Origin of the sequence: Xanthobacter lutulentifluminis (genome assembly GCF_043194675.2) — a bacterium.
Classification (GTDB): domain Bacteria; phylum Pseudomonadota; class Alphaproteobacteria; order Rhizobiales; family Xanthobacteraceae; genus Xanthobacter.
This window is the reverse complement of record NZ_CM195525.1, coordinates 2,884,591-2,911,182: the sequence shown is the minus strand read 5'-3', so window position 1 is coordinate 2,911,182 and position 26,592 is coordinate 2,884,591. Positions and strand designations below refer to the sequence as shown.

The 26,592-nt window shown below is 71.4% G+C and carries 27 protein-coding genes; 14 read left to right on the top strand and 13 right to left on the bottom strand.

Features of this window, described 5'->3' with window-relative positions; genetic code table 11:
• Position 1 precedes the first annotated feature (1 nt).
• From V5F49_RS13260 to V5F49_RS13250, 3 genes are all read right to left on the bottom strand, one after another.
• Entirely contained in the window at positions 2-454 is a 453-nt protein-coding gene (locus V5F49_RS13260; RefSeq protein ID WP_394117342.1) for a MaoC family dehydratase, read from the bottom strand.
• A 103-nt stretch (positions 455-557) separates the two neighbouring features.
• Positions 558-1,520: a DnaJ C-terminal domain-containing protein gene (locus V5F49_RS13255; RefSeq protein ID WP_394117343.1), complete on the bottom strand. Its 963-nt coding sequence runs from the start codon at positions 1,518-1,520 to the stop codon at positions 558-560.
• Positions 1,521-1,648: 128 nt separating this feature from the next.
• On the bottom strand, positions 1,649-2,068 hold the full coding sequence (locus tag V5F49_RS13250) for an RT0821/Lpp0805 family surface protein (RefSeq protein WP_394117344.1): 420 nt from the start codon (positions 2,066-2,068) through the stop codon (positions 1,649-1,651).
• 100 nt (positions 2,069-2,168) lie between these two features.
• On the opposite strand from V5F49_RS13250, the gene pdxH reads away from it, so the two are divergent.
• Positions 2,169-2,810 carry a pyridoxamine 5'-phosphate oxidase gene (pdxH, locus tag V5F49_RS13245; protein WP_394117345.1) on the top strand — a complete coding sequence of 214 codons (642 nt, stop codon included), beginning with the start codon at positions 2,169-2,171 and terminating at the stop codon, positions 2,808-2,810.
• A gap of 175 nt (positions 2,811-2,985) precedes the next feature.
• Complete coding sequence (locus V5F49_RS13240; protein ID WP_394117383.1) at positions 2,986-3,702, top strand: SDR family NAD(P)-dependent oxidoreductase; 717 nt, start codon at positions 2,986-2,988, stop codon at positions 3,700-3,702.
• Positions 3,703-3,711: 9 nt separating this feature from the next.
• Here the strand turns inward: V5F49_RS13240 and V5F49_RS13235 are convergent, their stop codons facing one another.
• Positions 3,712-4,686 carry a magnesium transporter CorA family protein gene (locus tag V5F49_RS13235; RefSeq protein WP_394117346.1) on the bottom strand — a complete coding sequence of 325 codons (975 nt, stop codon included), beginning with the start codon at positions 4,684-4,686 and terminating at the stop codon, positions 3,712-3,714.
• Between the two features lie 108 nt (positions 4,687-4,794).
• Entirely contained in the window at positions 4,795-5,007 is a 213-nt protein-coding gene (locus V5F49_RS13230) for a hypothetical protein (protein ID WP_394117347.1), read from the bottom strand.
• Positions 5,008-5,325: 318 nt separating this feature from the next.
• On the opposite strand from V5F49_RS13230, the gene V5F49_RS13225 reads away from it, so the two are divergent.
• Positions 5,326-5,928: a L,D-transpeptidase gene (locus tag V5F49_RS13225; protein ID WP_394117348.1), complete on the top strand. Its 603-nt coding sequence runs from the start codon at positions 5,326-5,328 to the stop codon at positions 5,926-5,928.
• Positions 5,929-6,515: 587 nt separating this feature from the next.
• On the opposite strand, the gene V5F49_RS13220 is transcribed toward V5F49_RS13225, so the two are convergent.
• Positions 6,516-7,619 (bottom strand): extensin-like domain-containing protein, encoded by a 1,104-nt coding sequence (locus V5F49_RS13220; RefSeq protein WP_394117349.1) that lies wholly within the window; start codon positions 7,617-7,619, stop codon positions 6,516-6,518.
• A gap of 414 nt (positions 7,620-8,033) precedes the next feature.
• Between V5F49_RS13220 and V5F49_RS13215 the strand changes: the two genes are divergently transcribed.
• Together V5F49_RS13215 and V5F49_RS13210 are read left to right on the top strand one after the other, a co-directional pair.
• Entirely contained in the window at positions 8,034-8,777 is a 744-nt protein-coding gene (locus tag V5F49_RS13215) for an HAD family hydrolase (protein ID WP_394117350.1), read from the top strand.
• 33 nt (positions 8,778-8,810) lie between these two features.
• Positions 8,811-9,590: a DUF1499 domain-containing protein gene (locus tag V5F49_RS13210; RefSeq protein ID WP_394117351.1), complete on the top strand. Its 780-nt coding sequence runs from the start codon at positions 8,811-8,813 to the stop codon at positions 9,588-9,590.
• Between the two features lie 281 nt (positions 9,591-9,871).
• Here V5F49_RS13210 and V5F49_RS13205 read toward each other — a convergent pair whose 3' ends face one another.
• The 3 genes from V5F49_RS13205 to V5F49_RS13195 all read right to left on the bottom strand — a co-directional run bounded on the left by V5F49_RS13205 (position 9,872) and on the right by V5F49_RS13195 (position 12,601).
• Positions 9,872-10,609, bottom strand: a complete 738-nt coding sequence (locus V5F49_RS13205) for an SOS response-associated peptidase (protein WP_394117352.1) — start codon at positions 10,607-10,609, stop codon at positions 9,872-9,874.
• Between the two features lie 15 nt (positions 10,610-10,624).
• Positions 10,625-11,542 carry an MBL fold metallo-hydrolase gene (locus tag V5F49_RS13200; RefSeq protein WP_394117353.1) on the bottom strand — a complete coding sequence of 306 codons (918 nt, stop codon included), beginning with the start codon at positions 11,540-11,542 and terminating at the stop codon, positions 10,625-10,627.
• 354 nt (positions 11,543-11,896) lie between these two features.
• Complete coding sequence (locus tag V5F49_RS13195; RefSeq protein WP_394117354.1) at positions 11,897-12,601, bottom strand: outer membrane protein; 705 nt, start codon at positions 12,599-12,601, stop codon at positions 11,897-11,899.
• Positions 12,602-12,941: 340 nt separating this feature from the next.
• Here V5F49_RS13195 and V5F49_RS13190 point away from each other — a divergent pair, with 340 nt between their 5' ends.
• Together V5F49_RS13190 and V5F49_RS13185 are read left to right on the top strand one after the other, a co-directional pair.
• A complete protein-coding gene (locus V5F49_RS13190) occupies positions 12,942-13,271 on the top strand; it encodes a hypothetical protein (RefSeq protein WP_394117355.1) in 330 nt (109 codons plus the stop codon).
• A 36-nt stretch (positions 13,272-13,307) separates the two neighbouring features.
• Entirely contained in the window at positions 13,308-13,610 is a 303-nt protein-coding gene (locus tag V5F49_RS13185; protein ID WP_394117356.1) for a hypothetical protein, read from the top strand.
• Between the two features lie 234 nt (positions 13,611-13,844).
• Here the strand turns inward: V5F49_RS13185 and V5F49_RS13180 are convergent, their stop codons facing one another.
• A complete protein-coding gene (locus V5F49_RS13180; protein WP_394117357.1) occupies positions 13,845-15,761 on the bottom strand; it encodes a propionyl-CoA synthetase in 1,917 nt (638 codons plus the stop codon).
• Between the two features lie 276 nt (positions 15,762-16,037).
• On the opposite strand from V5F49_RS13180, the gene V5F49_RS13175 reads away from it, so the two are divergent.
• A complete protein-coding gene (locus V5F49_RS13175) occupies positions 16,038-17,666 on the top strand; it encodes an acyl-CoA synthetase (protein WP_394117358.1) in 1,629 nt (542 codons plus the stop codon).
• Positions 17,667-17,879 carry an alkylphosphonate utilization protein gene (locus V5F49_RS13170; RefSeq protein WP_394117359.1) on the top strand — a complete coding sequence of 71 codons (213 nt, stop codon included), beginning with the start codon at positions 17,667-17,669 and terminating at the stop codon, positions 17,877-17,879.
• A gap of 6 nt (positions 17,880-17,885) precedes the next feature.
• Here V5F49_RS13170 and V5F49_RS13165 read toward each other — a convergent pair whose 3' ends face one another.
• Positions 17,886-18,884 (bottom strand): GSU2403 family nucleotidyltransferase fold protein, encoded by a 999-nt coding sequence (locus V5F49_RS13165; RefSeq protein ID WP_509210688.1) that lies wholly within the window; start codon positions 18,882-18,884, stop codon positions 17,886-17,888.
• 192 nt (positions 18,885-19,076) lie between these two features.
• Between V5F49_RS13165 and V5F49_RS13160 the strand changes: the two genes are divergently transcribed.
• From V5F49_RS13160 to V5F49_RS13140, 5 genes are all read left to right on the top strand, one after another.
• Positions 19,077-20,819, top strand: coding sequence for an ABC transporter ATP-binding protein/permease (locus tag V5F49_RS13160; protein WP_394117361.1), 1,743 nt, complete (start codon positions 19,077-19,079; stop codon positions 20,817-20,819).
• Between the two features lie 349 nt (positions 20,820-21,168).
• Positions 21,169-22,551, top strand: a complete 1,383-nt coding sequence (gene clcA, locus V5F49_RS13155; RefSeq protein ID WP_394117362.1) for a H(+)/Cl(-) exchange transporter ClcA — start codon at positions 21,169-21,171, stop codon at positions 22,549-22,551.
• Positions 22,552-22,593: 42 nt separating this feature from the next.
• The gene (locus V5F49_RS13150) at positions 22,594-22,737 is read left to right on the top strand and encodes a hypothetical protein (protein WP_394117363.1); all 144 of its coding nucleotides are present in this window, start codon (positions 22,594-22,596) and stop codon (positions 22,735-22,737) included.
• 42 nt (positions 22,738-22,779) lie between these two features.
• The gene (locus V5F49_RS13145) at positions 22,780-22,923 is read left to right on the top strand and encodes a hypothetical protein (protein ID WP_394117364.1); all 144 of its coding nucleotides are present in this window, start codon (positions 22,780-22,782) and stop codon (positions 22,921-22,923) included.
• Positions 22,924-22,965: 42 nt separating this feature from the next.
• The gene (locus V5F49_RS13140) at positions 22,966-23,109 is read left to right on the top strand and encodes a hypothetical protein (protein WP_394117365.1); all 144 of its coding nucleotides are present in this window, start codon (positions 22,966-22,968) and stop codon (positions 23,107-23,109) included.
• An 8-nt stretch (positions 23,110-23,117) separates the two neighbouring features.
• On the opposite strand, the gene V5F49_RS13135 is transcribed toward V5F49_RS13140, so the two are convergent.
• Positions 23,118-23,534 carry an HPP family protein gene (locus tag V5F49_RS13135; protein WP_394117366.1) on the bottom strand — a complete coding sequence of 139 codons (417 nt, stop codon included), beginning with the start codon at positions 23,532-23,534 and terminating at the stop codon, positions 23,118-23,120.
• A 966-nt stretch (positions 23,535-24,500) separates the two neighbouring features.
• Positions 24,501-26,282, bottom strand: a complete 1,782-nt coding sequence (cydC, locus tag V5F49_RS13130; protein ID WP_394117367.1) for a thiol reductant ABC exporter subunit CydC — start codon at positions 26,280-26,282, stop codon at positions 24,501-24,503.
• Between the last annotated feature and the right edge of the window lie 310 nt (positions 26,283-26,592).

Here is a 26,592-nt window from a genome sequence, read left to right as displayed (position 1 = left end):
GTCAGACCGGTGCAACCTTGGCGGTGGCGGAAGACGGCACCTTCACCCAGGCCTCGCCGTCGAGCACCACCTCGCCCTTCACGGTGCAGAAGCAGGACAGGCGGGCGCGGAACCGCTCGGGCACCAGCTCCACCACGCGCACCTCCACCTCCACCGTGTCGTCAATGCGCACGGGGGCACGGAAGTTCAGGGTCTGGGAGATATAGACGGCGCCGGGGCCGGGCAGGCGGGTGCCGAGCACGGCGGAGATCAGGCTGGCGGTGTAGAGGCCGTGGGCGATGCGGCCGCCGAACGGGGTCTTGGCGGCGAAATGCTGGGACAGGTGGATGGGGTTGCGGTCCCCCGTCAGCTCGGCGAACCCCACGATGTCCGAGGACGACACCGTCTTGGACATGCGCTCGGTGCGGCCAACGGTGAGGTCTTCGAAAAAGAGGTTCTGCAGTTCCAGAAACATCGGCGCTTCCCCGGTTGTTGTGCGGCGCGGACTTTAGTGTGCGCTGCGGCGGGAGGAAACCCGACCAATCGGGGACACGGCGCCGCGCCGGCGGGCGGGCGGCTCAGGCCGCCTGCTCGCGCAGCTGCTTCATGAGGTTTTCCAGGTTCTCGTCCTTCGACTTCGGCAGCACGATGTTGGTGCGCACCAGAAGATCGCCGTGCCCGCCGGTGGCGTTGGGCAGGCCCTTGCCCCGCAGTCGGAAGGTGCGCCCGCCGGAGGTCCAGGCCGGGATCGCCAGCTCCACCGCCCCGCCGAGCGTGGGCACCCGCACCTTGGCGCCGAGCACGGCGTCGGGCAGGGGCACGTCCACCGTGTGGCGCAGGTCGTCGCCGTCGCGCTCGAACAGGGCATGGGGCGCGTAGGAGATGGTGACGTAGGCGTCACCGGCGGGCCCGCCCATGGGGCTCGCCTCGCCCTGCCCCTTCAGCCGCATCCGGTGCCCCTCGCGGGTGCCGGGCGCGATCTTGATGTCGATCTGCTTGCCGTTGGGCAGGCCGACGCGCTTGGAGGCCCCCTCGGTCGCCTCCTCGAAGGAGACGGGAAGGGTGATCTCCATGTCGGCGCCGGGCTGCGGCTTGAAGCCGCCGCCGGCCGAGCGCCGCTGCCGGCCGAAGCCGAAGATGTCGCCGATATCCTCGAAGCCACCGCCACCGCCGGCCGCCCCGCGCCCGCCGGAACGACGCGCGCCCTCGGGGCCGAAGGAGAAGCTCTCGAAGATGGTGTCGCCGTCGAAGCCGGAGAAGCCGCCCGGCCCGCGCCGTCCGCCGCCCCCGCCGAACCCGGTGAATTCCGGCGCGCGGGGCTTGCCCTCGGCGTCGATCTCGCCGCGGTCGAACTGGCCGCGCTTCTCCTTGTCGGACAGGATCTCGTGGGCCGTGTTCAGTTCCGCGAAGCGGTCCTGGGCCTTGGGGTCGGACGCATTGGCGTCCGGGTGCAGCTTTTTCGCCAGCCGCCGGTAGGCGCGCTTGATCTCGGCCTCGTCGGCGGTCCTGGAAACGCCGAGGACGTCGTAAGGATCACGCATTCAAATCACCTCGCCGGCCGGCGCTCAGCGGCCGGCCGCACCTTAAGATGTGGTTCGCGCCCGGAAAAATGCAACGGCTCCGCTGGCGCGGATCTTGCGCCGCGCGCGATGCCGGTCGCGGCGGCCGATCAGGCCCGTCCGAGCACCCGCACCTGCGAGAGCACGGTGCCGCTCTTGGCCTTGCAGGCTTCACCCTGGACCCACCGATCGGCGGACTTGCCGTCCACCAGCGAGATCATGAAATCGCGGCACCCGCCGGCCCGTGCGGCACCCACCGGGGTGGCGGTGCCGCGGGCGCCGGTCTCCGGATTGTCCCACGGCACGGAGACGTCCTGGCTGCGGGCGGCCAGCGCCTGGTCGAGCGCCAGCTTGGCCTGGGTCCAGTCGCCGGCGGTGATGCCCTTGGGCGCTTCGCCGGCCGGCTCCTTCAGGGACGCCGGGGTGGCGCGGATTGAGCCGGTGATGACGGGCTCGTCCTCGATGGCGCCCACCGAGGCGCAGCCGGCGAGCAGCGTCGCGGCCGCGACCACAAGCCCCGCGCCGACCATGCGTCGAAGGCCTTCGCGCCCGCGGGCCGCGCTTCTATATAAGGACTGGCAGCTACCCGCAGAGGCGGCGCGCGAACGGCGAGGCACGAGGGGCTCCCACATGACGACGAGCACGAGCATGGAAGCCCAGAACACCTTAACAAGCAGTGATTTCACGCAGGCCGGCGAGCCTTTCCGGCTGTTTTCCGAGTGGCTGGCCGACGCCGAGAAGAGCGAGCCCAACGACCCCAACGCCATGACGCTCGCCACCGTGGACGAGGACGGCCTGCCGGACGCCCGCATGGTGCTGCTGAAGGGGCTGGACGCGCGCGGCTTCGTCTTCTTCACCAACACCGGCAGCGCCAAGGGCCGCGAGCTCGCGGCCACCCCCAAGGCGGCGCTGGTGTTCCACTGGAAGTCGCTGCGCCGGCAGGTGCGCGTGCGGGGCCCGGTGGAGCAGGTGAGCGACGCGGAGGCCGACGCCTATTTCGCCACCCGCCCCCGCCTGTCGCAGATCGGCGCCTGGGCCAGCACCCAGTCCCGCCCGCTGGAGGGCCGGTTCGCGCTGGAGGCGGCGGTGGCCTCCGCGACCGCGCGCTATGGGCTCGGCGAGGTGCCGCGCCCGCCCCACTGGACCGGCTTCCGCATCGTGCCCGTGGCCGTCGAGTTCTGGCATGATCGCCCCTTCCGCCTGCATGACCGGGTGGTGTTCCGCCGCGGCGGGGAAGGCGACGCCTGGACCCGCACGCGGCTTTATCCCTGAGCCGGCTCCGACCGGGTATCGTCTGCCGGGCATCGTCTGCCGGGTATCGTCGAAGAGGCTTGCCTTGACCTTGCGCCCGCGCGGTGGTGCAAGGCAGGCCCATGCCCTTTCCGCCGGAAGGTGACCTCCCATGACCGCCGAGACATCAACCGGGACAGATGCGCCGCCCCGCATCATGCTGCTCACCGGCGCCTCGCGCGGCATCGGGCACGCCACCGTCAAGCGCTTCTCGGCCGCCGGATGGCGCGTCATCTCCTGCTCGCGCCACCCGTTCCCGGAGCAGTGCCCGTGGGGCGCGGGGCCGGAGGACCACCTTCAGGTGGACCTCTCCAGCCCCGCCAGCACCAAGGCCGCCATCGCCGAGGTGAAGCGGCGCCTGCCGGACGGCATGCTGCACGCCCTCGTCAACAATGCCGCCATCTCCCCCAAGGGCGAGGGCGGCGCGCGGCTCGGCACCCTCGACACCGACCTGGAGACATGGGTGGACGTGTTCCAGGTGAATTTCTTCGCCCCCATCATCTTGGCGCGGGGGCTCTCGGCGGAGCTGGAGAAGGCGCAGGGCTCGGTGGTGAACGTCACCTCCATCGCCGGCTCGCGGGTGCATCCCTTCGCCGGGGCGGCCTACGCCACCTCCAAGGCGGCGCTGGCGGGGCTGACGCGGGAGATGGCCTCCGATTTCGGCCGGCGGGGCATCCGCGTGAACGCCATCGCGCCGGGGGAGATCGACACCGCCATCCTCTCCCCGGGCACCGAGAAGATCGTGGCGCAGATCCCCATGCAGCGGCTCGGCACCCCCGACGAGGTGGCAAAGATCATCTACGTGCTGTGCACCGAGACCTCCTCCTACCTCAACGGGGCGGAGATCCACATCAACGGCGGCCAGCACGTGTGAGGCGCAGCGTCAGAGCCAGCCGCGCCACTTGAAGAAGACGTAGGGCAGGATGCCGGAGATCACCATGGCCACCAGCGCGGTGGGATAGGCATAGGTCCATCCCAGCTCCGGCATGTTCTGGAAGTTCATGCCGTAGATGGAGGCGATCAGCGTCGGCGGCATCAGCACCACCGAGAGCACCGCGAAGATCTTGATGATGTTGTTCTGCTCCAGGCTCACCATGCCGATGGTGGCGTCCAGCAGGAACTGCAGCTTGTCGCCGATGAAGGCCGCATAGTCGGAGAGGCCGGACACGTCGCGGCTCATGGACTTGATGGAGGCGCGCGCGTCCTTGCCCACGTCCGCGCCGTCGGTGGCGGTGCCGAGGAAGGACAGCAGGCGCTGCAGCGAGGCGAGGCTCTCGCGGGCGGAGGAGACCAGCCCTTCCTTGCGGCCGATGTGGGAGAGGATGGCGCGGTAGCGCTGGTTGGCGTTCTCGCCGGTCTGGCCGCGCTCGAAGATGCGGCGGGAGATGCGCTCCACGTCGACGCCGATCTGCTCCAGCACGTCGGCGGCGCGGTCCACCACCGCTTCCAGCAGGGCGACGAGGATGGCCTCGCCGGTGATGCCGCCCGGACAAATCTTGCCGAGCCGCCCGGCCACCGCCGGGAAGGCGCGCGGCTCGTTGTAGCGCACCGTGATGAGCCGCCCGCGGGTGAGGATGAAGGTGACCGCCATCATGACGGGCACCTCGGTGTCGGCCCCGCACAGCAGCGAGGCCGTCATGTAACGCGCGCCATCCTCCAGATAGAGGCGGCTGGACTGCTCGATGGCGCCCATCTCCTCGCGCGTCGGCACGGAGATGCCGGCGAAGGCTTCGGCGCGCGCGTCGTCCGCGTCCACGGGCGAGATCAGGTCGACCCAGACCGCCTCGGCCGGAATGGGGCCCTCGGCCACCGGAATGGCCCTGAGGGCTCCGTCGCTGAAGACGTAGGCAACGATCATCCGCTTATCCCCCGCGTGGCCGGCGCGGCTCTTCTAGCCCAGCACCGGCGCGAGGGGAACGCACCACCCGGCCGGCCCCGCGCCGGGACCGGGAGGCTGCGGCGGCGATCAGGCCGCGAGGAAGTCGATGTCCTTGAGGGTCACGACCCGGTTCTCGCCATTGGCGCCCTTCGCCTCGGCAGTGCGCTTCTCGCTCGCCTGCTGGGCCGCAGCCGCGACGGCGGAGATGCCGATCTCCCGCCACTGCTTGCTCTGGGCCTGACGCTGCAGATCCGATTCCGCCCGGGCGCTGAGCTCCTTCGTGGGCTGTTCGGTAGACATGTCCTACTCCTGTACGGTGCACTTAGCGACGTTGCGGCACCTTCGCGTGACGCTTAAAGAAGTGGCGTTCAACTGCGTCAAAACTGTGCAGCCGATGCGACTTCTCCAAGGTCATAGGAGGAGTAGGCGCCCAAATGCTTGAGAAACTCCAAAGCACCTGACGAAACGGCACGCGGTGCGGCATTTCTGCAACGCTTTCGCACAAGCAACCGGGTCGATGGCGCTGGTCTCTTCAAGCATGGCGGACATTGGGTTAATTCAGAACCAGCGGGATCGATTCCTCCTTGTCTGACAAGGGCACAGTAAAAGAGGCTGGATATGATGTGGCGGGCTGTTGGAGCTCTGCTTGCGGGTCTCATGCTGAGCGGCTGCATGTCTGAAACCTATGCGCCGACGTCGGATTCGGCGTTGAAGCCCAAGGACAAGCAGCTCCTCGCGCAAGCTCCCTATCCTAATGTGAAGCCGTCGGGACAGTTCGCCCGGCATATCGTCGAGTATCCGACGGGCAAGAAGCCCGGCACCATCGTCGTGGATACGCCCAACAAGTTCCTCTACTACGTGGAGGCCAACGGCAAGGCGATCCGTTACGGCGTGACGGTGGGCGAGGAAAGCCTCGCCTTCCGCGGTCAGGCCAAGGTCGGCCGCAAGGCCGAATGGCCGAGCTGGACCCCCACCGCCGAGATCCACCAGCGCATCGCCGGCCTGCCGTCCTACGTGGCGCCCGGCCCGCACAACCCCATGGGGGCCCGCGCGCTGTATCTCTACCAGGGCAGCCAGGACACGCTGTTCCGCATCCACGGCACCAACCAGCCGGAATATATCGGCCAGGCCATCTCCTCCGGCTGCATCCGCATGCTGAACGAGGATGTGATCGACCTCTACAATCGCGTCCCGGTGGGCGCCGAGGTGGTGGTGCTCTGAGCCCTTTTCCGGCTTGGACCTGATGTTCAAAAGGCGCGGCTCCGGCCGCGCCTTTTTGCATTCCGGCGAGCCTGCGGCGCGCCACCGTGCCGCTCGCCCCGCCGCCCTCGTGGGCGATGCCAATGCGCAGGACCCGGCGCGGTCCGCGCGCCGGGGCCGGGCGCCGGAGCCGGGCACGCGGCAGGCCGAGGGGCCCGGGTGCCGGCTCCGCTGCTGCGCCGCCGGCGGATTCGGTGGGCGGCGTTCGGGTGCCGCACTTTGCCGGCTCACGGAACGTGCTGATCGGCCCGGTCCCGCCCGCTCTGAATGGCAGGGCGGCGACGCCCGCGGTGCGCGTCGTAGCTTAGGTGACCCCGCGTGCGGGGCATCGACACCGAGCGCGACCGAGTGAGGCCAAGCGCGCGAAGCATTCCATTTGCCGGCTTATTGTCACGACTTGGGACTTGCTCGTGCCGCGTTTGAAGCGGACCGGCGACACGGCGCGCGCGCCGCCTCCGGCCTGTCGCGTGCCATCTTCGCCCGTGGCCTTCCGAAGGGGCACTTGCCCGCAGCGGACCGGCCATGCCGCGCACACCGCCCGTTCCGCGTCAGGGCTTGGCGCTGCCGGAGCCGCCGGCCGGCTCGGAGGCCGCTTCGGTGGGCGCCGTTTCCGTCTCCGGCGGGTGAGCGGAGGTGGGGGCGCCATCGGGCTTGCCGGGCGCGGGCTTGTCCTTGCGCGCGGCAACGGGGGCTCCCGCATCCAGGTTCCAGCGGCAGAGCCGGATGTCGAGCCGACGCTGGGCGAGGTCCACATGGATGTGGTCCTCGTGGTAGCCGTCCGACCCCGGCCCCAGCACGGTGGTGAACCGGCGGCAGGCGCTGTCCTTCATCACCGCGCGCAGGCGCGGCGGCAGCCCGCCTTTCTCCACCCGCAGCACCCGCCCGTCGGCGAGCTCGATGCCGCCCACGTCGATGGCGTTGCCGAGCCCGTGCTCGCTCATGCGTGCGCCGGGAATGCGATTGCGCGGCCGGCAGTCGTAGGAGGCGGCCACCCGCACCGCCGTAACGGCGGCGCCGAGCGTGGCTGCGGCCGGCGCCACCTCCTCGCGCACCCAGGCAGCCATCTGCGCGGCGACCGCGCAATTGGTGATGGAGGCCGGCTTCAACGGCACCATGGAGCCATCCGCCAGCCGCACGCCGGAGAGACGCACCGGCTCGGCAAGGCCGCAGCTGCCCTTGCGGGGAATGCTCTTGTCCAGATCGGCAAGGATGGCCCCCTCCTCCACCAGCGCCGCGCAGACCGCCGGCAGGCCGGCGGGCTCCGCCGCGGGCGCCGCGGTGTCGGGCGCGGGCTCGGCGGCCGGCGGTGGCGCGAACGGGGCGAACGCGGGGGCCGGCGCGGGCTCGGGGGCGGTCGTGCGGGCGGCGAGGCGAACACCGGAGGGCTGCTGCGCCTGCTGCTCTGCTTCCTGTGCTTCGGCCTCCCGCGCCTCCTCGATCTCGGCGGGGCGCGCCGGCGGCAGCGGCATGGCCCGGCCGGGCGGGCGACGGGCAGGCAGCGGGGGCGTGTCGGTCCGGGCGGCGAGACGCATCGCCGGCGCGGCGCGCGGTGGCTCTTCCGCCTGCTGCGCCTGCTGCTCCTGCTCCTCTTCCTGCGCCTCTGCCTCGCGCGCCTCCTCGATCTCGGCCGGACGGGCCGGAGGCAAGGGCATGGCCTTACCGGCGGGGCCCCGGGCCGGCGGCAACGGAGCGGCGGCGGCCGCCGGCGGCTTGCGCTGCGGCAGAGGCGCCTCCTGCGGCGCGGCCAGCGCCGGCGACACCAGCAGGCCGAGCCCGAGGGACGCCGCAAGGCAGGCCGCCGGCGAGGCGGTCAGCGATGCGCCCCGGGACGAGCCCAGGGACGAGCCCAGCGATGGGCGCAGGTATGGACGAAGGGGCGCGCCCGGCGAGACGCCAGAGGACACCGGCGCGCGGCGGCGCCCGGCGGAAACGGTCTCCGGCAAACAGCCGGACGGAGAAGGTCGTCGCGCACGCATGGAGCGTGATAGTAGAGAAGCAGGGCTGCCCGGTCGATGGCCGGCGCCTTCTCCCTTCCGGCGGGCCGCGCCCGCTCCACCGGGCCGACCATGCACGCACTTTCCGCCCTGCTCTTCGACAAGGACGGCACCCTCGTCCATTTCGACCGCACATGGGGGCCGGCGGCGGGCGCTGTCATGCGCACCCTGGCGGCGGGCGACGCCCGCGCCCTCGCGCGGCTGGAGGCGGTGAGCCACTATCTGCCGGACGAGGAGCGCTTCCTGTTCACCTCGCCGCTGGTCTCCGGCTCCTCCGCCCATTACGGCCCGCTCTGGGCGCACGCCATCGGCCGGCCGGCGACGCCGGAGTTCTTCGCCCTCATCGATGCGCTGTTCGCGCAGGAGGGGCTCGCGAGCCTCACTCCCATCGGCAATCCGCGCGCCACCCTCGCGCGCCTTCACACGGATGGCTTCCGGCTCGGCATCGTCACCAACGACGGGGAGGACGGCGCCCGCCGCCAGGCCGAGGCGCTGGGCCTGCTGCCGCTGCTCGATGCCATCCACGGCTATGATTCCGGCTTCGGCTCCAAGCCCGGACCCGGCATGGTCTCCGCCTTCGCCGAGCGCTTCGGTCATCCGCCCGCGAGCATGGCGGTGATCGGCGACAGCCCGCACGATCTGTCCGCCGCGCGGGGCGCCGGGGCGCGCTTCATCCTGGTGCGCAGCGGGCCGGCGCCGGTGGACGAGCTGATCGCAGATGCAGATCTCGTGGTGGACAGCATCGACGACCTGCCCCACGCCCTCGCCCCGTTCCGCGCCGATCCCTCTTCCCCGGCGCGCGAAAACGCGGTCTAACCCACAAGGCACGCCCGCGCGCGGACGGATGGAATGATCAGACGCCGGCTCTATACCGAGGAGCGCTTCTCCCCCCTGGCGCGGTGGAGCTTTCGCCTCGCCCTGTTTTCGCTGCCGGTGGTCGCGCTGGCGGCGCTGCTCTATCGCACGGGCTTCCTGGAGTTCCAGCTCGCCATCGTCACGCTCGGCACCGGGCTGGCGCTGGCGCTGATCGCCGGCATTCTCGGCACCGTCGCCTTCTTCATCACCTGGGAGACGGGGTGGCTCGGCATCGGCCGGGCCATGGCGGCGGTCGCCATCGCCGCGCTGGTGCTGGCCGGGCCGGCGGCGGTGCTGGCGCGCGGCATGATGCTGCCGCGCCTCACCGACATCGTCACCGATCCCGCCGACCCGCCGCGCTTCCGCGCGCTCGCGCTCGCCATCCCGCGCGAGGCCAACGCCCTGCGCTACGCCGGCACGGACGCGGCGGCGCAGCAGCGCATGGCCTATCCCGGCATCAAGCCGGTGGACCTCACCGCCACGCCGGAAGAGGCGTTCAACACCGTGCTGGCGCTGGTGCAGAAGCGGCACTGGCAGATCCTCGACGCCGTGCCTCCGCGCGGCACCCGGCGCGACGGCCAGATCGAGGCGGTTGCGGTCTCGCCCATCATGGGCTTCCGCTCCAACGTCTCCATCCGCATCCGCCCGACGCCCAAGGGCGCGCGGGTGGATGTGCGATCGGCCGCCCGCTACGGCATTCACGATCTCGGCACCAACGCGCAGCGGATCGAATCGCTGATGGCCGACCTCGCCGCCGAACGCCGCCGCCGCTGAGGTCCAGCCCGTCGGGGGCGGCCGCCGGCCGGTCCCCTCGGGGAAGAATCGGTGCGATGACCCCGGCCGGCGCCATCCCTCGGGTCCCGCGCCGGTGCCGGGCGTCGCCGCGGATGGGCCAAGGCCGCGCACCGCAAGGCCGCGCACCGCAAGGCCGCGCACTGCAAGTGCCGGACACACGTAAGGCCGGGCGAGAAGCGTTACAACACACCGCATTCGCACCACGGCAGATGGCTGCGCCCTCGCCGGCCGGGGGGCACCGCGCACCGCCGGCCCGGACCCTATCCGCCCGCTGCTCCGGCCGGGTGCGCAGGGTCGAGAAGCAGCCGCGCGGCGGCTGCCTCCGGGGGCGGCAACGGCTCGATCAGGCCGGCGTCGTCATCGCGCACGCCGTTCACGCGCGGCGAGACCGGCCACAGCTGCAACTCCGCATCCGGCAACGCGCGCAGCAACCCGCGCGGGTCGGCATCCTCGAGGAATGCCGTAACGTCCTGCTCCTGCAGGATCACCGGCATGCGCTCGTGGAGCGGACGCAGCCGCGGCGCGGCGGGACAGGTGAGGATGGTGAAGGTGCGCAGCCACGCGCCGGTGGCCGGGTCCTTCCACCCCTCCCAGAGCCCGGCCATGGCCAGCGGCCGGGTATCGGCACGGGCGATCAAGAACGGCTGTCGCCCGTGCGGACCGCGCGCCCATTCATAGAAGCCATCCGCCGGCACGATGCAGCGGCGGGTCCGCCAGGCGGCGCGGAAGGATGGCTTTTCGGCAACAGTCTCGGCCCGCGCGTTGATGAGTCGCGCGCCCCCCGATGCGTCCTTGGCGAACGAGGGCACGAGGCCCCAGCGCAGCAGCGAGAGGTGGCGCACGGCCGTCTCCGGATGGCGGCGCAGCACCATCAGGTCTTGCGTGGGCGCCGCATTGTAGCGCGGCGGCGCGTTGGGCAGGGCGGCGAGCGCCGGGTCGACACCGAACTCGGCGGCATAGAAGGCGGGCGGCTGGTGCTGGACGAAGCGGCCGCACATGCCCGGGCCTCCGGATCAGGCGGCGCGGCGGAAGCGGCCGGACATGGCGGCCATCTCGCTGTCGGTCACCACCCGCCCGCTCGCCACCAGATGCTCCAGATGCGCGAGCACCGTGAGGGAGGCGGCGCCGACGAGGCGCGGATCGAGGCCGATATAGATGCCGCGCACCAGATCGGGGATGGTCTCCACGTCGCGGTCGAGGGCGCGCAGGATGGCGGCCTCGCGGGCGCGGCGATGATCGAGATAGTCGCGCACGAAGGCCGGCGCGTCGGTGACCGGACCGCCGTGGCCCGGCAGGTACAGCCTCTCGGTGCGGGTCGCGAGCTTTTCGAGCGAGCGGATGTAGTCGCCCATGGCGCCGTCCGGCGGGGCGACGATGGAGGTCGCCCAGGCCATCACATGGTCGCCCGAGAAGACGAGGTCGTCCTCGGCGAGGGCGAAGGCCATGTGGTTGGCGCAATGGCCGGGGGTGGCGATGCCCGTCAGCGACCAGCCGCGGCCGGCGAGGGTTTCGCCGTCGGGGATCACGAGATCGGGACGGAATGCCATGTCGGCGCTGGCGTCGAGCGGGTTGACCTCGCCGATGGCCAGCGGCCGGGCGGCGCGGTGCGGCCCCTCGCCCACCGTGCGGGCGCCGGTGGCGGCCTGGATGGCGGCGGCGGCAGGGGAATGATCGCGATGGGTGTGGGTGACGACGATGTCGGTCACCTCCTCGCCACGCACGGCATCGAGCAGCGCCGCCACATGGGCCGGATCATCCGGACCGGGATCGAGAATTGCCACCTGGCCGCGGCCGATGATGTAGGAGCACGTTCCCGTGAAGGTGAAGGGCGACGGATTCGGCGCCACCACGCGGCGCACCAGCGGGGAGACCTGATCCACCCGGCCGGCGGGCACGTCGAAGCTGCGGTTGAAGGCGATGTCTTCACTCATCTTCTGGCTCTCGACGGGCAAAGGGAGGGGCCGGCATGGCGCGAGGCTAGCGCGCGGCGGCAGGCGGCGGTAGCCCCGGCGGGCTTCGAGCCGGCACGGGTGAGACGCCACGAGCCCGGACCAAGGCGCCCGCCGGCATGGCGGCGTGATGGACGCGGGCCCGACGGCGGCAACGATGCCGGGCGGACACTGCCGAATGGGGTCGACGCGGGCCCTTAGGCGGTGTGTGCGCGGTCTGGAGCGGCAGCCCGCGACCCGGCGCGAGGCGCGACTGCCGCCACGGGTGGACGCTCCGAACGCAACAAAAAAGCCCGCTGCCGAAGCAGCGGGCTTTCCCGACGAAGCGAGCTTCGATCAGAACTTGTAGTTCACACCAGCCTTGAAGGTGTGGAACTTGTTGTCCTGGTTGACGGTGAGGCCGGCGATCGGCGCCACGGTCAGGTCGGACGTGCCGAGGTCGACGTACAGGTACTCGGCCTTGAACGTCCAGTTGTTGGTGATGGCGAACTCGCCGCCGGCGCCGATGGTCCAACCCCAGTTGGTGGAGGAGTCGGAGAACAGCGGGAAGCCGAGCACGGACACGTCGGTCGAGGACTTGCCGTACGCCACACCACCGGTGATGTAGGGCAGGAACCGGTCGATCGCGTAGCCGAGGCGGGCGCGGATCGTGCCGAAGTAGTCGATCGAAGAGCCGGCCGACAGGACGTTCGGGAGACCGATCACGCCGACGTCGATGTTGCCGGAGATGTCCGACCACTGCAGGTCGGTCTCGATGCCGAGCACGACGTTGTTGGCGAACTGGTAGTTGTAGCCGATCTGGCCGCCGACGAAGAAGCCGGAAGAGGTCAGGCCGAGGTTGGCGACCGGGATACCGGCGAAGTTCACGTCGTAGTTGAAGGAGTCACCGCCGTAACCGACGTTGGCACCGATGTAGAAACCGGTCCAGGAGAACACCGGAACGGCGACCGCCTTGACGGGATACTTCGTCGCCAGGTCAGCAGCCGCGGCCGGAGCCGAGAGCGCCGCCAGCGCGACAGTGGCGAGAAGGAACCGCTTCATGACTAACCCCCTTGCTTGGGTAAATACGCGATTGGGCGAATTCGTTGGGTACGCAGAACGCAGACACGAGTCGTTTCGTCCAGTGCGTCTTATCTAGCAGGGGTCTCGCCCGAATGCCGTTACATTCTTGCCACACCGGCCTCAAATCAACACAACCCGGGGCCGAATTCCTAGCCGGTTACCGCCCCTAACGGCACAAGCCGTCTTGCACCCGGGCAACACCTGCGTCGCCGCCCGCCAAAGGTAAAAGGATAGTAAAAATATGGCCTTCAGGACACGTTCATGGGCCGCGTCGGACACTCGATTCCCGGTTCCCGACAGCCATCAAGGGAGGCGTGCGATGCAACTTTACCGATTCCCCTCGCCGATCGGCGCAATCGTGGCGACGCTCGTCACGGTCACCGCCCTCACCGCCGGCCCCGCCACCGCCCAGGCGCGGCCGGACAGCCTCTCCATGACCTGCGCGGAGGCGGCGAACCTCGTCACCACGCAGGGGGCCGTGGTGATCGGCACCGGGCCGAACCTGTTCGACCGCTACGTGCGCGAGGTGCGATTCTGCTCCGGCGCCGAGCAGCTCAAGCCGGAATGGATCAAGACACGGGACAATCCGCAGTGCTTCGTGGGCTACGTCTGCTACGTGCCGTCCCGCGACAACAACAACAGCCGCTGACGCGACCGCGCCCGCGCGCCCGATGAAAGGCCGCACATGAAGACCGTTTCCATGCTCGCCGCCGTGCTCCTCGGCGGCCTCGCCTGCGCCGGCCCCGCCGCCGCGCAGACGCCCAGCATCAGCTTCACCTGCGCGGAGGCCGCCCAGCTCATCCAGAAGCGCGGGCAGGCGGTGCTCGCCACCTCGCGCACGCTCTACGATCGCTACGTGCGCGACCGCAGCTTCTGCCTCTACGACCAGGAGACCCGCCCGGAATGGGTGCCGACGAAGGACAATCCGCAGTGCTTCATCGGCTACACCTGCTTCGAACCGATCCGCGGCGGCGGGCGCTCCCCATAGGCACCGAGAGGGCGGAACCGGCGCCGCCCGGGTCGCGCGCGCCGCGCCACCGGGGCGCCGTGCCGCAGGCGGCCGGGATGCCGATCCGGGCAGGAGACCTCCGGCGCGCGTGAGAATTGCCCGGGCGCCAGGCCGGGCTGCGAAAGCCGGAGCGGAACCACAAACGAAAGAGGCCGCGCCTTGCCGGGCGCGGCCTCTTCGATTCCTGCGCCCGGCGCTGCCGGACGGTCGCCGTCAGGCGATGCCGCGCTCCTTCAGCACGCCCTCGATCTCCTCGAGCACGCCGGCATCGTCGATGGTGGCCGGCACCGACCATTCGTCATGGTCGGCGATCTTCTTCATGGTGCCGCGCAGGATCTTGCCCGAGCGGGTCTTGGGCAGGCGGTTCACCGTCACCGCCAGCTTGAAGGCCGCCACCGGGCCGATGCGGTCGCGCACCAGGCCCACCAGCTCCTTCTCGATCACGTCCGGGGCGCGGCGCTCGCCGGCCTTGAGCACCACGAAGCCGCAGGGCACCTCGCCCTTCAGCTCGTCCTTGACGCCGATGACCGCGCATTCGGCCACGTCGGGATGGGAGGCGAGCACCTCCTCCATGCCGCCGGTGGAGAGGCGATGGCCGGCGACGTTGATGATGTCGTCGGTGCGGCCCATCACGAAGACATAGCCGTCCTCGTCCATGAAGCCGGCGTCGGACGTCTTGTAGAAGCCGGGGTATTCGGCGAGGTAGCTCTCGGCGAAGCGGTCGTCCTGCTGCCACAGGGTGGGCAGGCAGCCGGGAGGCAGCGGCAGCTTCACCACGATGGAGCCCATGGTGCTGGGCGGAACGGGCTTCGCCGCCTCGTCCACGATCTGCACGTCATAGCCGGGCATGGGCACGGTGGGCGATCCCACCTTCACCGGCAGGAGGCCGAGCCCCACCGGATTGGCGGCGATGGCCCAGCCGGTCTCGGTCTGCCACCAGTGGTCCACCACCGGCACGTTCAGCTGCTGCTGCGCCCAGATCACGGTGTCGGGATCGGCCCGCTCGCCGGCGAGGAACAGGGTGCGGAAGGCGGACATGTCGCGCCCGGCCTTCAGGGTGCAGTCCGGGTCTTCCTTCTTGATGGCGCGCAGGGCGGTGGGGGCGGTGAACAGCGCCACCACCTTGTGCTCCTCGATCACCCGCCAGAAGGCGCCGGCGTCGGGCGTGCCCACCGGCTTGCCCTCGTACACCAGCGTCGTGGCGCCGAGGATGAGCGGGCCGTAGACGATGTAGGAATGGCCCACCACCCAGCCGATGTCGGAGGCGGTCCAGAACACCTCGCCGGGCTTGATGCCGTAGAGGTTCTTCATGCTCCAGTCGAGCGCCACCATGTAGCCGCCGGTGTCGCGCACGACGCCCTTGGGCTTCCCGGTCGTGCCGGAGGTGTAGAGGATGTAGAGCGGGTCGGTGGCGGCCACCTCGACGCAGGCGGAGGACTTGCCGGCGGCCTTGGCGGCTGCGGAGGCCTGCGCCCAGTCGTGGTCGCGGCCCTCCACCAGAGTGCCCGGCCCCTCGGCGCGCTGCAGCACCACGCAGGCCTCGGGCTTCACCGCCGACATGGTGATGGCGAGGTCGAGCAGCGGCTTGTAGGGCACCACGCGGTTCGGCTCGATGCCGCAGGAGGCGGCGAGGATCACCTTCGGCTCGGCGTCCTCGATGCGGGTCGCGAGCTCTTTCGCCGCGAAGCCGCCGAACACCACCGAGTGGATGGCGCCGATGCGGGCGCAGGCGAGCATGGCGCCGATCGCCTCGGGCACCATGGGCATGTAGATGAGCACCCGGTCGCCCTTGCCGACGCCGAGATCCTGGAGCACGGCGCCGAGCGTGCTCACCTGGTCGAGCATCTCGGCATAGGAAAGGGTGCGCTTGGTGCCGGTGATCGGGCTGTCATAGATCAGCGCCGCCTGGTCGCCGCGGCCGGCAGCCACGTGGCGGTCGAGGGCATTGTGGCAGATGTTGCAGGCGGCGTCGGGGAACCAGCGGCCGTAGACGCCCGCCTCCGCATCGAACACCTGCGCGGGCGCGCGCGACCATTCCAGCGCCTTGGCTGCCTCACCCCAGAAGGCGGCAGGGTCCGCCCGCCAGCTGGCATAGGTTTCCGCGTACCGGCTCGCTCCGACCTCGGACATGGACGCCTCCCGTGACTTGTTCTCGGCTGGTTACTGCAAACGCGCGCGAACGGCGCAAGTCCGCACATCTGCGTAAGACCTTCGTCGCGCGGGGCACCCCCGTCCGGCGCCCCGTGCGAGGCCGCTCCGGCTGCCCACAGGAATGCGCCGCGTTGCACCTTTGGTCGCGTATCGCACCGATTGCGCCGGCTCTGCCGCCTCGGCTAGTTTTCGCGACCCGCATACGACCCCAATCCGGTCGCCGCGGCAAGGCTCGCTCCGAAGGGGGAAATGCAGATGGCCGGCAGCATCTACGACCTGCACCTGGACCGCAATCCAGCCAACTACCAGCCCCTGACGCCGCTGGGCTTCCTGGAGCGCGCGGCCGCCGTGTTCCCGGACCATACGGCCATGCTGCACGGCAAGCTGACCCGCAACTACCGCGACTTCTACGCCCGCAGCCGCCGCCTCGCCTCGGCGCTCGCCAAGGCCGGCGTCGGCAAGGGCGACACGGTGGCGGTGATGCTCACCAACACCCCGGCCATGCTGGAGGCGCACTACGGCGTGCCGATGGTCGGCGCGGTGCTGAACTCGCTGAACACCCGGCTCGATGCCGCCATCCTCGCCTTCACCCTCGACCACGGCGAGGCGAAGGTGCTCATCACCGACCGCGAGTTCTCGCCGGTGATGAAGGCCGCGCTCGCCATGGCCACCCACAAGCCGCTGGTGATCGACTATGACGATCCCGAGTTCACCGGCGCGGGCGATCGCATCGGCACCATGGAATACGAGGACTTCCTCGCCTCCGGCGATCCGGAATTCGCCTGGAAGGGCCCGGACGACGAGTGGGACGCCATCGCCCTCAACTACACCTCCGGCACCACCGGCGACCCCAAGGGCGTGGTCTACCACCACCGCGGCGCGCACCTGCTCGCGGTGGGCAACGTGGTCACCTGCAATCTCGGCAAGCATCCGGTCTATCTGTGGACGCTGCCCATGTTCCACTGCAACGGCTGGTGCTTCCCCTGGTCCGTGACGCTGGCGGCCGGCACCCACGTGTGCCTGCGGCAGGTGCGCGCCAAGCCCATCTTCGAGGCCATCGCCGAGCATAAGGTGACGCACATGTGCGGCGCCCCCATCGTCATGTCGACGCTGCTCGGCGCGCCCGAGGCGGACAAGCGCCCCCTGCCGGGGAAGGTGGAGTTCATCACCGCCGCCGCCCCGCCGCCCGAGGCGGTGCTCGCCGCCATGCAGGAAGCCGGCTTCAACGTGGTGCATGTCTACGGCCTCACCGAGGTCTACGGCCCCTCGGTGGTGAACGACTGGCACGACGAGTGGGACACGCTGCCCGCGGCCGAGCGCGCCATCAAGAAGGCCCGCCAGGGCGTGCGCTACGCCGCGCTCGAAGCCCTCGACGTGATGAACCCGGAGACCATGGAGCCGGTGCCCGCCGACGGCGAGACCATGGGCGAGGTGATGTTCCGCGGCAACACGGTGATGAAGGGCTACCTGAAGAACCCCACCGCCACCGACAAGGCGTTCTTCGGCGGCTGGTTCCACTCGGGCGACCTCGGCGTGAAGCACCCCGACGGCTACGTCCAGCTCAAGGACCGCTCCAAGGACATCATCATCTCCGGCGGCGAGAACATCTCCTCCATCGAGGTGGAGGACGCCCTCTACAAGCATCCGGCCGTGAGCGCCGCCGCCGTGGTGGCCAGGCCCGACGAGAAGTGGGGCGAGACGCCGGTGGCCTTCGTGGAGCTGCGCGACGGCATGACCGCCACCGCCGAGGAGCTGATCGCCCACTGCCGGGCGCACCTCGCCGCCTACAAGTGCCCGCGCCACATCCTGTTCGACGAGATCCCCAAGACCTCCACGGGCAAGATCCAGAAGTTCCGCCTGCGCGAGATGGCGAAGGAGGCCTGAATGGAGGTCCGCGACGCCAACGGCGCCCTTTTGAAGGACGGGGACAACGTGACCCTGATCAAGGACCTCAAGGTCAAGGGCACCTCCGTCACCCTGAAGCGCGGCACGCTGGTGAAGGGCATCCGCCTCACCGGCGACCCGGAGGAGATCGACTGCAAGGTCGAGAAGGTGAAGGGCCTCGTGCTGCGCACGGAGTTCGTGAAGAAGGCCTGAGACGGCTCAGACGAGCTCGGCCGGCGTGCGGCCGAGCTCGTGCAGGGAGCGTTCGATGGGGCGCTGCCAGCCGGTCGCGCCCTGCGCGCAGGCATCCTCCAGCGCGTCGGACAGGGCGAACGGGTCGGATGCCTTCAGGGCTGCGATCAACGCATCGGCCTGCTTCAGGTCCTTGGCGCGCTTGCTGGTGTCGCCGCCGCGCTTCTGCGCCACGATGAGCTTGTGCACGGCAAACCGCGCCGGCTGCGGCACGCGCACGGCGATGCCGGCGCGATAAAGCACCGCCGCGTCCATGGGCGCCTCGATCAGCCAGGCGAGGTGCTGGAGCGGCGTGGCGCCGGCCGCCAGGGCCGGCAACGGCATGGGATTGGGGTCGCTCCGCCTCAGCTGCGGGGTCAAAAGATCCACCATGAACCCCGCATCGGACCGGAAGTGCGACGGCGGCGCCGCACGGTCGAGGCCCGGCAACGGCCGGAAGGTGGGATCGGCCCGCTTCAGCACGGTTTCCAGCGTCTCGCCCGCATCGACGGAGCTGATGGCGAGGCTGGCGGTGGCAAGGTCTGCATCCTGCGTCATCATGGCGGCGGAGGGCAGCGCGTGGCCCACGGGGGCCGAATAGCATTGATAGGCCGCCGTCCCCACCAGCACTGTCTGGCGCAGGAGCCCGGCCTCCTCACACGCATCCAGTACCTGTGAAAGAACTTGCGTCAGCGACGGGATGCCGGCACGGCGCAAGGTGGAGACGAGGCTGATGCGCGCCTTCGCGGCACCGTTCTCCTGCTCGATCAGTGTCGTCCGCTCGAGCGCCTGGGGATCGTCCGCCCGGCCGATGAACAGGTCGCGCCGGATCCTGCCGACGGACCGCTTGGCGTAGATGTAGCTGACGCCGCCGGTCTCCCGTCGATAGAGGGACGCCGACCGTTCCACCACGGCATGGACCTGCTGAACCAGCTCCGCATAGAGCGTCTGGAGCGAAAGCGGGATCGGCTTCATCTTTACAGACACTTTTGTCACCTCTGTCTGTACGAGATACCTTTTACAGACAGGTCCCGCAATCCTGTCTGTAACCCCGGCCCCTCCCTTCCCCTCGCCCCCCTCACTCAACGGCACCTTTCCAATCCTTCATGCGCCGGCCATGGTTCGGTCATGCGCGCCGGCTCAAAGCACGGCGTGGACCCTTCAGCCGGAGCCGTGCCCTTGCGCGCCCTTCTCACCCTGCTCGGCGACATCCGCCGGCTTGCCCTGCCCTATTTCCGCAGCGAGGAGCGCTGGAGCGCCATCGGCCTGCTCGCCGCCGTCATCGCGCTGGAGCTGGCGTGGGTGTTCGCCACCGTCCTGCTCAACGAGTGGAACGTCGCCTTCTACAATGCGATCCAGGACAAGGACTTCCCGGCGTTCCAGCACCAGCTGCTGGTGTTCTGCGGGCTGGCCGCCGGCGCCATCGTGGTGGCGGTCTATCAGGTCTATCTGAAGCAGTGGCTGGAGATCCGCTGGCGGCGCTGGCTCACCAAGCGCTATCTCGATGCCTGGCTCTCCGACAATGTGCACTACCGCCTGCGCCTCTCGGGCGACGCCGCCGACAACCCGGACCAGCGCATCGCCGAGGACGTGCAGCTGTTCGTCAGCCGCACCATCGGGGTGGGCGTCGGGCTGCTCGGCACGGTGGTGTCGCTGTTCTCCTTCAGCATCATCCTGTGGAACCTCTCCGGCCCGCTGCCGCTCACCCTGTTCGGCCATGAGCTGAACGTGCCCGGCTACCTGTTCTGGGCGGCGCTGATCTATGCCGCGTTCGGCACCCTCATCGCCCATCTCATCGGCCGGCCGCTGGTGAAGCTCAATTTCGACCAGCAGCGCTACGAGGCCGACTTCCGCGTCGACCTGGTGCGGGTGCGCGAGAATGGCGAGCAGATCGCCCTGCTCGACGGCGCCGGCGCCGAGGACCGCAAGCTCGACGGGCGCTTCCGGCGCATCTTCGGCAATTTCGTCGATCTCATGAAGGCGCAGAAGCGGCTGACCTGGTTCACCGCAGGCTATGGCCAGATCTCCACCATCTTCCCTTATGTGGTGGTCTCGCCGGCCTATTTCGCCGGCCAGATCCAGCTCGGCCAGCTGATGCAGACGGCGAGCGCCTTCTCCTCGGTGCAGAGCTCCTTCTCCTTCTTCATCTCCAGCTATGTGACGCTGGCGGAGTGGACCTCGGTGGTGCACCGGCTCACCGGCTTCGAGGCCGCCATCGCCCGCGTGCAGTCCGACGGGCGGGCGGCCTTCGCCACCGCCCCCGCGGCCGAGGGCATCGCCCTCACCGACATGGACGTGCGCCTGCCCGGCGGCGCGCCGCTGCTGGCGCTGGACGCGATCCGCATCGATCCCGGCGCGCGCGTGCTCATCACCGGCCCCTCGGGCACGGGCAAGACCACGCTGCTGCGCGCCATCGCCGGCATCTGGCCCTATGGCTCGGGCACCGTCGCCCGCAACGGCGACCACCGGCTGATGGTGCTGCCGCAGAAGCCGTACGTGCCGGTGGGCCGGCTCGATGTCGCCCTCGCCTACCCCCGCCCGCCCGAGGATTTCCCGCGCGAGCGGCTCGCCGAGGTGCTGGAGGCGGTGGGCCTCGGCGACCTCGCCGGCCGGCTCGATGCGGAAGGCCTGTGGCCGCACGAGCTTTCCCTCGGCGAGCAGCAGCGGCTGGGCATCGCCCGCGCCCTGCTGGAGACACCGCAGGTGCTGCTGCTGGACGAATCCACCTCCGCCCTCGACGAGGCGAGCGAGGAGCGGCTCTACCGCCTACTGCACGCCCGCCTGCCGCAGAGCACCTTCATCTCCATCGGCCATCGCAGCACGCTCACGGACCTGCACGACCGCATCCTCGCCCTGCACGGCGAGAGCGCGCCCCGCACCCTGCGCCCCGCCGGCCCGCCGCAGATCCTCCGCCCGGCCTGACCGGGCCGGAGCCTCCAGCCGCACGCCGCCTCGACAGCGGCGTGCGCGCAGCCATCGGACGGGACCGGCCGGCGGCGGACCAGCTGCCGCAAGTCGCGAAGACACCGCGCCCGGCAGGCCGATGCGTCGCCACCGCGCCCCAACGCGGACCTTTCCGCCCGCGGCTTCGCCCGTGACCTGCGGACCTCGGCGCGGGCGCGGCCCCTGCCGTCCAGCCGCCACCTCGTCCCTGGCCGACGCCGCGGCGTGCGCCCTGCCACCGGGCCGGCCGCCGCTTGCCGGGGGCGGGCCGGCTCCGGTAATCCTTGCCGGCGCGCTGTTGCGCTCTCTCCTGACGTCCGAGGTCCGCGTGAAGCCCGACACGCCCGCCGCCACCCCGACCCGCAGCGATGCCGCCTATTACGCGCTCGCGGCCGGCGTCGGCCTCGCGTCCGGGCTGGTGGGCGCGGTGTTCCATGCGGCGGTGGATGCGGTGTCGGCCTGGCCGCATCTCGTCGCCGCGCGGCTGGAGGGTCCGGCGCTCTACCTTGTCCTGTCCGTGGTCGCCGCGGCGATGGTCGCGGGAGCGGTGGCGCTGGTGCGCGCGTTCGCGCCCGAGGCGGCCGGCTCCGGCGTGCAGGAGATCGAGGGCGCGCTCGAAGGGCTGCGCCCGATACGCTGGCGGCGCATCCTGCCGGTGAAGTTCGCCGGCGGCCTGATGGCGCTCGGCTCCGGCCTCGTGGCCGGCCGCGAGGGACCTACCATCCACATGGGCGCGGCCATCGCCAAGGCGGTGTGGGAACGCACCGGCCTCGGCACCCGCGACGGGCGCGGCCTGCTGGCTGCCGGCGCCGCGGCCGGGCTCGCCGCCGCCTTCAACGCGCCGCTGGCCGCCATCCTGTTCGTGATCGAGGAAACGCGCCGCCAGTTCCCCTACGGCCTGCGCACCTACAGCGCCGTCATCATCGCCTCGGTGGCGAGCGCGGTGATGGCCGAGGGCATCGGCGGCACCGGGCCGGACATGCGGATGAGCGTGCCGCAGATGCCGCTGCTGCTCCTGCCGGCCTTCATCGCGCTCGGCGCCGTGCTGGGCGGCCTGGGCGTGCTGTTCAACCGGGCGCTGGTGGCCTCGCTCGACGCGGCGCGGGCGCTCGCCCTGTCGGTCTCGCCCTATCTGCTGCCGGTGCTGGTGGGCATGGCGGTGGGCCCGCTGCTGGTGCTGCGGCCGGAGGCGACCTTCGGCGGCGAGCTGCTTGCAGTGTCCCTGCCCGGCCTCGGCCTGCCGGCGCTGACGCTGGCGGGCATCGTCGCCATCCGCTTCGTCATGACCATGGCGAGCTATTCCACCGGCATTCCCGGCGGCATCTTCGCCCCCATTCTCGCCCTCGCCACAGCGGTGGGCGTGCTGTTCGCCACCCTGCTCGGCGCGGCGCTGCCGGCGAGCCTGCTTCCGGAAGGCGCGGTGGCGGCATTCGGCGTCGCGGCCATGGGCGGACTGTTCTCGGCCACGGTGCGGGCGCCTCTGGTGGGCATGGTGCTGGTGGCCGAGCTGACCGGCGCCTACGACCTGCTGGTGCCGGTCATCCTCACCTGCGTCACCGCCAATCTGATGGCCGACCGGCTCGGCGGCGCGCCCATCTACGAGGTGTTGCTCGACCGCACCCTGCGCCTCGCCGGCACCCCGCGCGCCACGCCGGCGGCCGAGGAGCAGATCGGCGGCTGGGACGAGCGCGAGCGCCGCACCGGGGTCTGAGGCGGGGGCTCACCACCAGCGCGAAGGCCAGCCGCCAATCTGGTGGCCGACCGGCTCGGCGGCGCGCCCATCTACGAGGTGCTGCTCGACCGAACCCTGCGCCTCGCCGGCACCCCGCGCGCCACGCCGGCGGCCGAGGAGCAGATCGGAGGCTGGGACGAGCGCGAGCGCCGCACCGGGGTCTGAGGCGGGGGCTCACCACCAGCGCGAAGGCCAGCCGCCAATCTGGTGGCCCACCGGCTCGGCGGCACACCCATCTACGAGGTACTGCTCGACCGCACCCTGCGCCTCGCCGGCACCCCGCGCGCCACGCGGGCGGCCGAGGAGCAGATCGGCGGCTGGGACGAGCGCGAGCGCCGCACCGGGGCCTGAGGCGGGGGCTCACCACCAGCGCGAAGGCCAGCCGCCAATCTGGTGGCCCACCGGCTCGGCGGCGCACCCATCTACGAGGTACTGCTCGACCGCACCCTGCGCCTCGCCGGCACCCCGCGCGCCACGCCGGCGGCCGAGGAGCAGATCGGAGGCTGGGACGAGCGCGAGCGCCGCACCGGGGCCTGAGGCGGGGCTCACCACCAGCGCGAAGGCCAGCTGCGCGGCCGGGCGAGATTGTGCCAGGCCCAGGCATAGCCCGCGAGCATCAGCGCCCCCACCAGCACCGGCGCCAGCAGGAAGCCGGGCTTCATGGCCTCCATGACCACGATGATGGGGTTGATCGCAGCCGGCGGATGCACGGTGCGGGTGGTGCGCATGGCCACCATGGCGAGCCCCACCGCCGCCGCGGCCGCCGGCTCGGAGCGGCCGAACAGCGCCAGCATGGCGAGGCCGACTGCGGCCGAGATCACATGCCCGCCCACCAGCGCGCGCGGCTGCGCCGCCTCGGTCTCCGGCAGGCCGAGCACCAGCACGATGGAGGTGGCGAAGGGGATGAGCGCGAGCGGCGTCTCTCCCAGATGCGCCGCCACCTCCATGCCGGCGACCGCCATCGCCCCGCCCAACCCCTGCCACCCCCACAGCGCCAGCCGCCGCCAGCCGAAGCCGGAGTGCGCCGGCGGGGCGGCCGGGCGACCCGGGTTGGAGGAATGCCGGGACGGCGTGCCGGGGTCGGGGCCCTCGGACCCGGCTCGGGATGGGGCGGGCTCCGGCATGCCGGCGGACGCTCCAGTCTGTCTCCCGGCACCGCCGACCGCCGGTGCGGGGGCCGCAGGAGGCCCCACCCGTTCGGGAGTGGAAGCATGCGCAGACGCCGCTCGGGGGCCATCATCCGCCGCCCCTGCGCGGAATTGGCGAAGCTCCGGCATGCCGGCGGAGGCCGCAATCTGTCTCCCGGCACCGTCGACCGCCGGTGCGGGGGCCGCAGGAGGACCCGCCCGTTCGGGAGTGGAAGCATGCGCAGACGCCGCTCGGGGGCCATCATCCGCCGCCCCGGCGCGAAATTGGCGCGGCTCCGGCATGCCGGCGGAGGCCGCAGTCTGCGCCGCGCCACCGTCGCCGGCGGGTGCGGTGGTCGCAGGAGCCGCCCGTTCCGGGGTGGAGGAATGCCCGGATGCCGCCCACAGGCCGGCATCCGCCATCCCCATGCGGGATGGGCCGGGTTCCAGCATCTCGGCGGAGGCCGCGGTCTGCGCCGCGGCACCGTTGGCGGCCGGTGCGGGTCCGGCGTGCGCGGAGGAAGGGAATCCTGCGCGAGGCGTCGTCACGGAGGCAACAGGAGCAACCGGACCTGCCGCGGGCACGACCTGAGGCGGGACCACCGATTGCGCCGATTCTGTCGCGCCCGCCGAGACCGCCGAAGCAGCGGCGGGGCCCCTCCCGGGCGACTCCGCATGGCGGGCGGGCGGCGCGATGGCGGGCGCGCTGTCTGCCGGCGGCACGGCGAAGGGCGGCTCGGTGGCGGCAGGCACTGCGGGCGAACGCTGCGACGGGGGCAGTGGCGCAGGTTTGTTCATGCCTTAATTTGCATCACCCCCGCCGCGTGCCGCAAGTGGAGGCGTCACTTGAGCGGGCATCCCCTGAGCGCGCATTCCTTGCGTGGCCATCACTTGCGCGGCCATCACTTCGGCGGGAGCGCCGCGCGCTGTCACCCGTCCGTCCTCCAGCAGCACGATCTCGTCCATCCGCTCCAGCCCCACCGGGCTGTGCGAGATGAGCAGCAGCGCCCGGTCGCCGGTCGCGTCCAGCACCGCATCCATCACCGCGCGGGCGGTGTGGGCGTCCAGCCCCTCCAGCGGCTCGTCGAGGATGAGCACCGGCGCATCCTTCAGGAGCGCGCGGGCGAGGCCGAGCCGTCGCGCCTCGCCGCCCGAGACCTGCGCGCCGTGGGCGCCCACGAACGTGCCCAGCCCCTCCGGCAGGCCAGCGACGAAGGGCAGGACGCCGGCCGTGGCGCACGCCGCCTCGCAGCGCGCGGGGGCGGCTTCCGCATCGGCGATGCGCAGATTGTCGAGGATTGGCGCCGCGAACAGGTGATCCTTTTGCAGCAGCACCGCGAGGCGGCGGCGCAGCGCCTCGGGGTCCGCCTCCGCCACGGGCACGCCGCCGAAGGCGATGACGCCGCGGTCCGGATCACGGAAGCGCAGGGCCAGCGCGGCGAGGCTCGACTTGCCGGACCCGCTCGGCCCCACCACCGCGACCCGCCGGCCGGGCGCCAGCTCCAGATCGATGTCCGCCAGCGCCGGGCGCGCCGCGCCGGGATAGGTGAGGCCCACGCCGCGGAAGGCGAGCGTCCCGTGCGCGGGCAGGGAGCGCCCGCCCCCCGCCTCGGCCACCGCCGGCGGCCGGTCCACCAGCGCGAAGATGCGGCGCGCGCTCTCCAGCGTCAGCGGCAGCGCCTGCATGGCCGCCGGCAGCGGCACCAGCGCGTCGAACAGGGCGAGGGAGAGCAGCGCCAAAAGCGGCCAGTCGGCCGGGGCGAGGCTGCCCGCCAGCACCGCCGGCGCGCCCAGCAGCAGCACCGCCACCAATGCCGCCTGGGCGGCCAGCCCCACCGCCGCGCCGGACGCGGCCGCGAGCGCGGCGAGCCGCCCCTCGTCGGCGAGCAGAGCATCGCTCGCCGCATCCACGCGCCGGCGATGGCGGCCGCCGGCATCATACACCGCAAGCTCCGCACGCCCTTCCAGATGGTCCACCAGCGCCGCCTCCAGCGTGCCGGTGCCGCCCGACAGCCGCCGCGCCGGCGCGGCGGAAAGCGCATGCACCGCGATCGGCACGCCGACGCCCGCCAGCAGCGCCAGCCCGGCGAGGGCCAGGGCGATGCGCCCGTCGTAGGCGGCGGCCACGGCCAGAGCCGCGGCCACGGTCAGCGCGCCCGCCAGCAGCGGCGAGAGGATGCGCAGGAAGGCGAATTCCAGCCGGTCGATGTCGCCCCGCAGCCGCGCCAGCAGGTCGCCGGAGCGCTCGGCCTCCAGCGCGGCGGGGGCGAGCGGCACCAGCCGGGCGAAGAACCAGGGCCTCAGGCTCGCGACGAAGCGCAGCGTCGCGTCATGCCCCACCAGCCGCTCGCCATAGCGCGCCACCGTGCGGCCGAGCGCGAACGCGCGAATGGCAGCGGAGGCGGTGAAGAGGTTCATGGTGGTGCCGGCCGCCCCGGCCAGCGCGGCGGCGGTGATGAACCAGCCGGACGCCGCCATCAGGCCGACCTGGCCGAGGCTCGCCGTCGCCGAGAGCAGCACCGCGAGCGCCATCCAGCCGGCCTGCCCGCGCATCAGGCCGAACAGCCGCAGCAGCACCTTCATTGATGCGCCTCCCGGCATGGGGCCACGCCTCGGGAGGGGGGATACGGATCTGTCCTCGGGCAAGACGCGCTCGGGGCCGTGCCGGCATGGCAGAGATTCAGCGACAGGCCGTGAACGGTGGGAGACCACATCCCCCCGGCCCCCGCCACGGCATCGGCCGGCTGATCTCCGCTGGGCACGTATGGCATGAGCGTCCGGCGCCGGGAGCTGGCCCGTCCCCGCACCGTGCCGGCGCATGACAGGATCCATCGCGATGCGTCTCGGGCCGACGGTCGGCACACCCCGCTGGAGGCGTCCCCACCGGACGCGG

Excerpts from the sequence above, each read along its gene's own strand:
- V5F49_RS13260 (WP_394117342.1), bottom strand. The coding sequence starts at position 454 with ATGTTTCTGGAACTGCAGAACCTCTTTTTCGAAGACCTCACCGTTGGC.
- V5F49_RS13255 (WP_394117343.1), bottom strand. The coding sequence starts at position 1,520 with ATGCGTGATCCTTACGACGTCCTCGGCGTTTCCAGGACCGCCGACGAG.
- V5F49_RS13250 (WP_394117344.1), bottom strand. The coding sequence starts at position 2,068 with ATGGTCGGCGCGGGGCTTGTGGTCGCGGCCGCGACGCTGCTCGCCGGC.
- pdxH (WP_394117345.1), top strand. The coding sequence starts at position 2,169 with ATGACGACGAGCACGAGCATGGAAGCCCAGAACACCTTAACAAGCAGT.
- V5F49_RS13240 (WP_394117383.1), top strand. The coding sequence starts at position 2,986 with ATGCTGCTCACCGGCGCCTCGCGCGGCATCGGGCACGCCACCGTCAAG.
- V5F49_RS13235 (WP_394117346.1), bottom strand. The coding sequence starts at position 4,686 with ATGATCGTTGCCTACGTCTTCAGCGACGGAGCCCTCAGGGCCATTCCG.
- V5F49_RS13230 (WP_394117347.1), bottom strand. The coding sequence starts at position 5,007 with ATGTCTACCGAACAGCCCACGAAGGAGCTCAGCGCCCGGGCGGAATCG.
- V5F49_RS13225 (WP_394117348.1), top strand. The coding sequence starts at position 5,326 with ATGATGTGGCGGGCTGTTGGAGCTCTGCTTGCGGGTCTCATGCTGAGC.
- V5F49_RS13220 (WP_394117349.1), bottom strand. The coding sequence starts at position 7,619 with ATGCCCTTGCCTCCGGCCCGTCCGGCCGAGATCGAGGAGGCGCGCGAG.
- V5F49_RS13215 (WP_394117350.1), top strand. The coding sequence starts at position 8,034 with ATGCACGCACTTTCCGCCCTGCTCTTCGACAAGGACGGCACCCTCGTC.
- V5F49_RS13210 (WP_394117351.1), top strand. The coding sequence starts at position 8,811 with ATGATCAGACGCCGGCTCTATACCGAGGAGCGCTTCTCCCCCCTGGCG.
- V5F49_RS13205 (WP_394117352.1), bottom strand. The coding sequence starts at position 10,609 with ATGTGCGGCCGCTTCGTCCAGCACCAGCCGCCCGCCTTCTATGCCGCC.
- V5F49_RS13200 (WP_394117353.1), bottom strand. The coding sequence starts at position 11,542 with ATGAGTGAAGACATCGCCTTCAACCGCAGCTTCGACGTGCCCGCCGGC.
- V5F49_RS13195 (WP_394117354.1), bottom strand. The coding sequence starts at position 12,601 with ATGAAGCGGTTCCTTCTCGCCACTGTCGCGCTGGCGGCGCTCTCGGCT.
- V5F49_RS13190 (WP_394117355.1), top strand. The coding sequence starts at position 12,942 with ATGCAACTTTACCGATTCCCCTCGCCGATCGGCGCAATCGTGGCGACG.
- V5F49_RS13185 (WP_394117356.1), top strand. The coding sequence starts at position 13,308 with ATGAAGACCGTTTCCATGCTCGCCGCCGTGCTCCTCGGCGGCCTCGCC.
- V5F49_RS13180 (WP_394117357.1), bottom strand. The coding sequence starts at position 15,761 with ATGTCCGAGGTCGGAGCGAGCCGGTACGCGGAAACCTATGCCAGCTGG.
- V5F49_RS13175 (WP_394117358.1), top strand. The coding sequence starts at position 16,038 with ATGGCCGGCAGCATCTACGACCTGCACCTGGACCGCAATCCAGCCAAC.
- V5F49_RS13170 (WP_394117359.1), top strand. The coding sequence starts at position 17,667 with ATGGAGGTCCGCGACGCCAACGGCGCCCTTTTGAAGGACGGGGACAAC.
- V5F49_RS13135 (WP_394117366.1), bottom strand. The coding sequence starts at position 23,534 with ATGGCGGTCGCCGGCATGGAGGTGGCGGCGCATCTGGGAGAGACGCCG.
- cydC (WP_394117367.1), bottom strand. The coding sequence starts at position 26,282 with ATGAAGGTGCTGCTGCGGCTGTTCGGCCTGATGCGCGGGCAGGCCGGC.